Below are 2,521 nucleotides of genomic sequence, written 5' to 3' on the forward strand. Positions count from 1 at the left end.
ACCATATCATGTGTATTTCGGAGGTCGGGTAAGTCGGAGTCCTCACGGACCCTTTCTCCCCTCAGAACCGGACTTGTCCGTTTCCAAACATCCGGCTCAAGCCTTCTTTTTATCCAAAACAGCTGGTCACTCTTCATCAATCACGTGCCATTCTATTAACTGAATTCTCTCTTGAGGAGTTAATGAGATACGTTTGTTCAATTTCTTGTAAATATACGCTCTCTCTCGAAAGATAGGATGTTTTTGATGATATTGGATGTGACATGGTATATGTAGAAGCTGGAGATTACTATATTCATTTGTTCCCCCATAAGCCTTAGGAACTTTATGATGTACTTCTAATGCTTCTCCGTTTTGTAGAGCCTCTTCACAGATTGGACAGATATATTTCTGTTTCTTTGCGATTTTAATTCGAGCTAGCGTATTATTGTTATCGAAATCTATTCTATCACGTTTGATAAAGTAATGAGTGAGTTCAGGATTATCGGGACTGTTCTTATACTTCACCCCAATGTGTCGGATAATCGGAGTCCAAATCATTTTAAAAATTTGATATTTTGTCTTTGGACAAGTAAGAACCCATTTATCATGACCACCATGATGAGGTTTTCGAAAATATCGTTTCATAATCCATTTCCAGCTTTTCTTTGGATGTAGCCTTTTTACATGACGTACAATATTCCCCCATATAAAATAATCCATTGATGAAAATACCCTTTTTGATACTACATGCATCCAGTAATACGCGTATCCCCGAATAATTGGATTTAATTCAGCAAGTAGTGTTTGAACAGGTTTTCCTTTTAATTTTTGAAAGGTAGTTTTCATCTTCTTCTTGGCTTTTTGTATGCTTTCTTTAGAGGGTTTAATTAACAATTTATTTTTGTCTTGTTTATATTGCTTAATATGAAACCCTAGGAAACGGAACCCCTCCGTAATGTGAGTGACATGAGTCTTATCTGTCGCTAATGTAATACCTCGTCTCTCAAGATAAGGTGTTAGCTCTTGATAAAGGGATTCGGCTTCCTCTTTCGTTTGACAAGCAACGATAAAATCATCTGCATAACGAATCATAGCCTTTGTACATTTGATATTTGTATGATAGGTAATACCTTGCCTTTTGGTATTACTCCTACTGTAGCTGATTCCCAGCTCCTTCTCCATACCATGTAGGGCGATGTTAGCTAATAGTGGTGAAATGATTCCTCCTTGAGGTGAACCCACTGTAGTTGGGTGGAAAGCCTGATTATCTATATATCCAGATTGTAACCATCTCTTGATAATCCTTTTAGCTGGAAACTTATCAGTTTTCTCTAAGATATGCTCATGACTTAGATTATCAAAACATCCGGTGAAATCCCCTTCGAATATCCAAACCTTCTTGCTTTTAGAGTTTAGTTTATTAAAAATATTCGCTATGGCGTCATGCGCACTACGCTTAGGGCGAAATCCATATGAAATAGGTTCGAATTCTGCCTCCCATTCCGGTTCTAGTGCATTTTTGGCTATGTTTTGCCACACTCTATCCTTGATTGTTGGAATGCCCAGTGGGCGTAATTTTCCATTCTGTTTTGGAATATATACACGTTTCACAGCTTTTGGGAGATGCAATTGGATGCTTTGATACATCATTTGGTGAAACAGTTTCACTCTAGATTTTGGTGTTAATACCCGTTCTCCGTCGATACCCGCAGTTCGTTTCCCTCGATTTACTTGTGTGACTCTTTTGATCGATAACAATAGGTTTGCTCTACTTCGAAGCATGAGCCTTTGTAACTTTCTCACTTTTCTTCTTTGATTTTGCTGTTTGGCACGAAAAATTCGTTGTCGTAACTTCCTTACATACCTCTCAATTTCTCCCCAATGGATTGTAAACCAATCTGTAAGTGAAGGAATAGCCGACGCCTTGTGAGCTGTATCCATAACTAGATTCCTTCCTTTCGGCAGAAGTTTCTTTTCGCTTTTTTTTCGTGTTGAAGACCTGTTGGAAGTCTGCACCCTTTCGGGTTACATCATTAGGTTATGCCCTGGATACTATTCGCACAGTTATGAATTCCTGTTGCCTTTCGACTTTGCGACCTTCGCTTTTTCCAACATCCCATACCCTCTATAACGTCATTTTGCCTTACGGCATCCTTACTGTACAACGTACAGATTATATAGGGCTTACCAAGTTCCACTTCACATAGATACGATGAGGGAAGGTACCTTCTCTACTCCGGCGGACATGTAGGTTGTCTCTCAGTGACATCCAAAGTTCACTTTTCTAATCCGCATTTCCAATGTATCAACGTCTTTCATTGGATTCATCGTAACGAAGCTTACAAAGATTCACTGTCGTTTACCTTTCTCATCTTTTCCTAGCACGGATTGAATGGACGTTCATCGCTTCCTTATGCGTTCCTTCATGCAACCAACCCTGCCATTACTAGCAACGCTGTTTCGGGTGGAAATATTCTTGACAACTAGAATAGCGTATCCTTATGGATGCGCACTATTATGAAGCGACTTCTTGTCGCGC

The 2,521-nt window shown here is 39.4% G+C and carries 1 protein-coding gene; it reads right to left on the minus strand.

What is annotated here, in order from left to right; all coding sequences use genetic code 11:
• Positions 1–126 precede the first annotated feature (126 nt).
• Positions 127–1,923: a group II intron reverse transcriptase/maturase gene (gene ltrA / locus ORL93_RS30700; protein WP_265960336.1), complete on the minus strand. Its 1,797-nt coding sequence runs from the start codon at positions 1,921–1,923 to the stop codon at positions 127–129.
• Between the last annotated feature and the right edge of the window lie 598 nt (positions 1,924–2,521).

Source organism: Bacillus sp. DHT2, assembly GCF_026241455.1.
Lineage (GTDB): Bacteria > Bacillota > Bacilli > Bacillales > Bacillaceae_G > Bacillus_A > Bacillus_A pseudomycoides.